The sequence below is a fragment of the Stutzerimonas stutzeri genome (assembly GCF_024448955.1).
In the GTDB taxonomy this organism is placed as follows: Bacteria; Pseudomonadota; Gammaproteobacteria; order Pseudomonadales; family Pseudomonadaceae; genus Stutzerimonas; species Stutzerimonas stutzeri_AQ.
Map to the genome: position 1 here is coordinate 166,074 of NZ_JAMOIH010000011.1, position 6,479 is coordinate 172,552.

At 59.7% G+C, this 6,479-nt stretch carries 6 protein-coding genes; 2 read left to right on the plus strand and 4 right to left on the minus strand.

The window, feature by feature from the left end; all coding sequences use genetic code 11:
- Positions 1-31: 31 nt before the first annotated feature.
- Both NA645_RS13540 and NA645_RS13545 read right to left on the minus strand, forming a co-directional pair.
- The gene (locus tag NA645_RS13540; protein WP_256049288.1) at positions 32-1,576 is read right to left on the minus strand and encodes a catalase; all 1,545 of its coding nucleotides are present in this window, start codon (positions 1,574-1,576) and stop codon (positions 32-34) included.
- A gap of 165 nt (positions 1,577-1,741) precedes the next feature.
- Complete coding sequence (locus tag NA645_RS13545; protein WP_256049289.1) at positions 1,742-2,422, minus strand: c-type cytochrome; 681 nt, start codon at positions 2,420-2,422, stop codon at positions 1,742-1,744.
- A 308-nt stretch (positions 2,423-2,730) separates the two neighbouring features.
- On the opposite strand from NA645_RS13545, the gene NA645_RS13550 reads away from it, so the two are divergent.
- Both NA645_RS13550 and NA645_RS13555 read left to right on the plus strand, forming a co-directional pair.
- Positions 2,731-3,213, plus strand: a complete 483-nt coding sequence (locus NA645_RS13550) for an acyl-CoA thioesterase (protein WP_256049290.1) — start codon at positions 2,731-2,733, stop codon at positions 3,211-3,213.
- A gap of 156 nt (positions 3,214-3,369) precedes the next feature.
- Entirely contained in the window at positions 3,370-3,711 is a 342-nt protein-coding gene (locus NA645_RS13555) for a zinc ribbon domain-containing protein YjdM (protein ID WP_256049291.1), read from the plus strand.
- 141 nt (positions 3,712-3,852) lie between these two features.
- Here the strand turns inward: NA645_RS13555 and speA are convergent, their stop codons facing one another.
- Complete coding sequence (gene speA / locus NA645_RS13560) at positions 3,853-5,766, minus strand: arginine decarboxylase (protein ID WP_256049292.1); 1,914 nt, start codon at positions 5,764-5,766, stop codon at positions 3,853-3,855.
- 115 nt (positions 5,767-5,881) lie between these two features.
- Positions 5,882-6,253, minus strand: a complete 372-nt coding sequence (locus tag NA645_RS13565; RefSeq protein WP_256049293.1) for a translation initiation factor Sui1 — start codon at positions 6,251-6,253, stop codon at positions 5,882-5,884.
- Between the last annotated feature and the right edge of the window lie 226 nt (positions 6,254-6,479).

The window sequence follows — 6,479 nt, forward strand, 5'->3', positions numbered from 1 at the left end:
GGATGGCCGGCTGCGTGGGCCGGCCGGGACATCAGTCTTCCAGCTCGGCGGCCAGCGCCTTGACCTTCTGCAGGTCGCCCTTGGCCACCTTGGTCAGGCCTTCGCCGTACTTGGCGTCAGCCTTGTAGAAGTACGACAGCAGGTGATGGCGCGCTTCTTCGTCGGTCTTGCCCAGCTCGCCACCCAGGGTGTTGATCAGGTCCTTCTGCTCCTTGGCGGTGAAGGAACGGAACAGCTCGCCGGTCTGCTTGAAGTTCTGCGTGCGGTAGATCGGCGCCTGCTGGGTGGTGCCCGACAGTGCCATCTGGCTGTACAGACCGCGCGACACTTCCTCACGGTCCATGCGACGGCTCGGCTGGTAGTTCACGCTGGCGGTGGTGTTGCCGCCATTGAGCTGGCCGTCCTGGTTACCGTTATTGACCGGCACCTTCGCCTGGTTGATCGGCAGGCTCATGTGGTTGGCACCGATGCGGTACATCTGGGTATCGGCATAGGCGAACAGACGGCCCTGCAGCAGTCGATCCTCAGACGGCTCGATACCCGGTACCAGGTTGGACGGCGCCATGGCGACCTGCTCGGTCTCCTGGAACACGTTGTCCGGGTTCTTGTTCAGCACCATGGTGCCGATCTTCTTCGAGGGCACTAGGTCCTCGGGCCAGATCTTGGTGGCGTCCAGCGGATCGAACTCGAACGTGGCCAGCTCTTCCGGCTTGACCACCTGCAGGTACAGGTCCCACTTGGGGTAGTCGCCCTTGTCGATGGCGGTGATCAGGTCGCGGGTCATGTGGCTGTAGTCACGGCCCTGGGTTTCCTGCACCTGTTTCGGGTCAAGGTTTTTCACGCCCTGCTGCGATTTCCAGGCGAACTTGACGTAGTGCACCTGGCCTTCGTCGTTGATCAGCTTGTAGGCGTGCACGCTGCTGCCGTCCATGAAGCGGTAGCCGGCCGGCGTGCCGTAGTTGGAGTACAGGCGAGTCAGGGTCTGGATGGACTCGGGGTGGTAGGACAGGAAGTCCATCCGGCGGCTGTCGTCGTCCAGGTTGGTGCGCGGGTCGGTCTTGAACGCGTGAACCATGTCCGGGAACTTGATGGCGTCGCGGATGAAGAAGGTCGGGAAGTTGTTGCCGACCAGATCCCAGTTGCCATCGGCGGTGTAGAACTTGGTGGCGAAGCCGCGTGGGTCGCGCAGGGTTTCCGGCGAGTGGCTGTTGTTGGTCACCGCCGAGAAGCGCACAAACACCGGGGTGGTGGTGCCCTTGTCGAAAACCTTGGCGATAGACAGACCGGAAATGTCGGCAGTGGATGTGAATTCACCGTGGGCGCCGGTACCGCGGGCGTGAACGACACGCTCCGGCACGCGCTCGCGATCGAAGCGCTGCAGTTTCTGCAGCAGCTGCGCATCCTGCAACAGGGTCGGGCCGTTCGGGCCGGCGGTCTGGGAGTTCTGGTTGTTGCCGACGGGCGCGCCGTTGTCGCGGGTCAGCGGAGCAGCATGGGCGGAAAGCGTCAGCAGGCTCGCGCAAAGCGCGCCCACTAGCGTGCGGGCAGGCAAGGCACCTGGCAGGTAACGATTCATCTAGTCGTCCTCTTCTCATTTTGGATTGCGTCTGGGACGCGGCGAGGAGACTAGTGATAGGCGCTGCGCAGCCGAAATTGAATAAGCGAAGCGGCGCGATAGGGAAAATCTGGTTGTTTCGCAATCGCAGGCGGTTCAGGCTCGCAACGCAAACGGCAGACAAGTTCAGTGCACGTCCATGCCCAGTAGCTGCGCATTGGCCTGTTGCTCTTGTCTTTCGCTCAGCTGCAGCTGCGTCAGATAGGCCGCCAACGACTCTATTTCCGCTTCGGACAGCTTGCCGGCAATACCGATCATCACCGAACCCGCGCGGCTTGGCTCGTTGTTGCGAAAACGCGTCAGTGCGGTGCGGATGTACTCGGCGGACTGGCCAGCCAGACGCGGCATGGTTTCCAGGCCTTCTGCATGTTCGCCGTGGCAGCCTATACAGGTGCGCTGGAACAGCGCCGCGCCCTGCTGAATCAGCGCCGTATCGCCTGCGGTCGTAGCAGGCACGACCTTCTGCTGACTGAAATAGACGGCGATATTGACCCGGTCCTCCAGCGTTAAATTCTTCGCAAGCTTCGACATCACGTAATCGGTGCGCTCACCATTGGCAAATTTCTCGAATGACTGGAATAGGTAAATCGGGTTCTGCGAGGCCAGGTTCGGAATATGTGGACGCTTGCTATTGCCATCCTCGCCGTGACAGTAACCGCAGAAGAGTGCGCGCTCCTGTCCGGCCATATAAGCCAGCTGGCGTCGTTCGGTATCGGCCATCAGGTAGGTGAAACGCTCCATTGCCGTCTCGCTGGAATGAGCAAGTGAAGCGAGGCAGCTGAGCATTAGAAGAGCGATAACGCGCATGCGAAAGTCCGGCACGGTGAACGGTATGAATTGAATAGCCGGGACTATAAGGAGGAAAACAGACGCGATACTGGCGCAGATCAATAAAGCATCACACTGCGGGTTTGGGCTCGGGTGTTTTGAAAACGCCCGGGCACCGGCCGAATGGAAGAGAGCCTGACAACCTTCCAAGCCCCGCACCGGATGCTGCGCGTTATTGCCGCATTGACCCTACGAGCAAGAACTGAAGGCAATTACGCACGCAACGCACACAGCCGCCTCGTATTCGACTAAAGTAGCGCCCCTTTTCGCCAGGATGAGCCGCGAACATGCTTGATGGACATGCCGAACTGACCATGACCGTATTGATGACCCCGGACAAGGCCAACTTCTCCGGTAACGTCCATGGCGGCACGTTGCTGAAATACCTCGACGAAGTTGCCTATGCCTGCGCCAGCCGTTATGCCGGGCAGTACGTGGTGACCCTGTCGGTGGACCAGGTCAATTTCCGCCAGCCTGTGCACGTCGGCGAACTGGTGACGTTTCTCGCCTCGGTCAACTACGTCGGTAACACCTCGATGGAAATCGGCATCAAGGTCGTCACCGAAGACATCCGCCAGAAGACCGTTCGCCACACCAACAGCTGCTTCTTCACCATGGTGGCGGTCGGCGAGGATGGCCGCCCGGCCAGCGTCCCCCCGCTGCAACCGCAAACACCGGACCAGAAGCGCCGCTTCGCCCAGGCCCAGCAACGCCGGCAAATCCGCCGCGAGCTGGAAGAGCGCTACCGTGCAATCAAGGACGACTACTGAGTTCGGCTCGTCTTGTGGGCCGCTCCGCCGCCAACTCAGGCGGCGGGCTGCCCCTCCTCTGAATCCCGTCCAGGCGAACCAGAGCGCCGTCCGCGCCTGATCGAATAAAACCTTATACACTTCGCGGCTTTTTCCAATGCCAATAGAGGATCCGCCGTGAGCGCTTTGCCATCCTGCCCCCAATGCAACTCCGAATACACCTACGAAGACGGCCAGCTGCTGGTCTGTCCGGAGTGCGCGCACGAGTGGTCAGCCAACGCGGCGGAGAGCACTGGCGACGATAGAAGGGTAATCAAGGATTCGGTGGGCAACCCCTTGCAAGACGGCGATACCATCACCGTCATCAAGGATCTTAAGGTCAAGGGTTCATCACTGGTGGTGAAAGTCGGTACCAAGGTCAAGAACATCCGCCTGGTCGACGGCGACCATGATATCGATTGCAAGATCGACGGCATCGGCGCGATGAAGCTGAAGTCGGAATTCGTCCGTAAGGTCTAGAGCAAAGCCGAAAGCGTCACCCCGGGGCGGACCGTCTAAAATCAATGCGGTATGCACTTTGGGCTTTGGCCCTCAGCACGATGCTTTGGGCCTCGCCGGCAAGTTTATGGCCCGCTTTACACCGAAGCGGGCCGCCACAGCTCAAGGCGTGAGATAAGACGAGCGCGTCAGTCCCAGTCGCAGCGCGTCGATGTACTGGGTGCGCTCCTTGGCGCTGAGTCGGGCGCTGGAAACCTTGTCACGGTAGTAAGTCATCAGCTCCTCGGGCGACAGGTGCACGTAGCGCAGCATGTCCTCGATGGTGTCGTGGGTCTCGATACCGGCGTGGTAATAGCTGCCATCCTCGCGCTGGTAGACGTTCACCGAATCGGTGTCGCCGAACAGGTTGTGCATGTCACCGAGAATTTCCTGGTAAGCACCGACCAGGAAGACGCCGAGGAAGTACTCCTCCCCCGCCTGGATCTCATGCACCGGCATGCTGTTCTCGATGCTCTGCTCGTCGACGTAGTGCTTGATTTTACCGTCCGAGTCGCAGGTCAGATCCTGCAGCACGGCACGGCGCACCGGCTCCTCGGTCAGGCGCTGGAGCGGCACGATCGGCAGAATCTGGTCGATCGCCCAGGTGTCCGGCAGGCTTTGGAACACCGAGAAGTTGCAGATGTATTTGTCCGCCAGCTTGTCGTTCAGCTCGTCGAGTACGGCACGATGGGAACGCTGACGCGCCTTCAGCTGGTTGTACAGGCGACGGCAGATAGCGAAGTAACTCTGCTCGGCCAATGCCTTCTGCGCCAGCGACAGCTTGCCGGACGCATACTGAGCTGCGGCCTCGCTAATGTAGTGAGTGGCGCGCCAATAGGTTTCGGTAACCATCTCCGGATCGGTCGGCCCGAGCAAATCGGCCAGCGACTGGACGATATCGGGCAGTTCGTCATAGTTCTCGATGGTTGGCGCCTCATCGTTGTGGCGCTCGAAGTCGGTCACCTGCATAACCAGAACAGCGTGGTGCGCAGTCATCGCCCGGCCACTTTCGGAGAAGATATGCGGATGCGGCAGCTCCTGCCGGTCGCAGAACTCCTTGAGCATGCCGACCACGGTGCCGGCGTATTCGTCGATGTCGTAGTTGATCGAGCTGGCATTACGCGAATGAGTGCCGTCGTAATCGACCCCCAAACCGCCGCCAACATCGATATGATCGACCGGCAAGCCCAGCGCGCGCAGCTCTGCGTAATAACGAATGGCTTCCCGGAAACCTTCGCGGTAATCGGCCAGGTTGGCGATCTGCGAGCCCATGTGGAAATGCAGCAACCGCACTCCCTGCTCGACACCCGCGGCGCGGAAGCGCTCGATGACGGTCAGCAGCTGAGCGGCCGACAAACCGAACTTGGACTTTTCACCGCCAGTATCTGCCCACTTGCTTGAAGCCAGCGAGGACAACCGCACGCGCAAACCAACCTGCGGAACGAGCTTCAGCTCGGCGGCTTCTTCGATGACCAGCCCTACTTCGGACATTTTCTCGATGACGATGAAGACGTTGTGCCCCAGCTTCTGCCCCATCAGCGCCAGCCGGATGAACTCACGGTCCTTGTAGCCGTTGCAGACGATGGTGCCACCTTTGGGCGCCAGTGCCAGCACCGCCATCAGCTCAGGCTTGGAGCCGGCCTCCAGACCGATAGCGACGTTCTGCGTGGCGATAATGTTTTCCACCACCGCCTCCTGCTGATTGACCTTGATCGGATACAGGGCGGTGTACTTGCTCTGGTATTCGAGGCGCTCGATGTTGGCATCGAAGGCGCCGGTCAAACGACGCACACGGTCCTGCAGAATATCGGGGAAGCGCACCAACAGCGGTAGTGTCAAACCGGCGTCACGCAACTGCTCGATCAGGCCGGTAAATTCGATGGGCTCTCCGCTCGGCCCCTGCGGACGTACTTCGACATGGCCCTCGTCACTGATCGAAAAGTAACCGGCACCCCAGTGACGAATCCCGTAAACGCTACGGCTATCCGCTGCGGTCCATTGGCTGCCGTCATCTTTACGTGTGCGTCGTACGGGCATCTAGGCCTCCTGATATGAGATTACCTACCGAGCGTAGAGCACGGCAGAAAGCTATCTGATTGGACAGCCGGTGCGCCAAGTAATAAGCACAAACTTGATTAGTCGGATATCGAACTCAGCCGCCGGATTTTTTGGCCTTGAAACCGCGCTTGACCAGCTCATCTAGCAGCAGTTGAACATGATCTCCCTGAATTTCGATGGTCCCGTCCTTGAGCGCGCCGCCAGTACCGCAACGGCGCTTGAGAGCGCTGGCGAGCTCTTTGAGCTCCGCTTCCGCAAGGGGCACGCCAACAACAGTCGTCACGGTCTTGCCGCCGCGCCCTTTGCTCTCCCGGCGCACGCGGGCGATACCATCACCTTCAGGAATAGCCTGCTGCTTGCAGATACAGGCATCCAACGGCTGATTGCAATCGGGGCAATGGCGTCCTGCGTCTGTGGAAAAGACCAGCCCGCCAAGACCGGAGAACGATGTGGTTTTCTTAGCCACGCGAACCTCTTGAACAATAACCGCAGCCCCAACACACCGAGACCACCCAAAGTTCGCAATGTAGCAGTAATTGCATTTCTCTCGAAGGGTTGCTCGCGTCCTTATCGCGAACGGCTTTGAAACAGTGGAATGGTTTTCTCAAGCATCACAATCCGAACGATCAACACTGCTAAGCGAACTTTTCAAACTCGATCTTGGGGTTGGTCCTAGGGCGTTGGCATGGCTT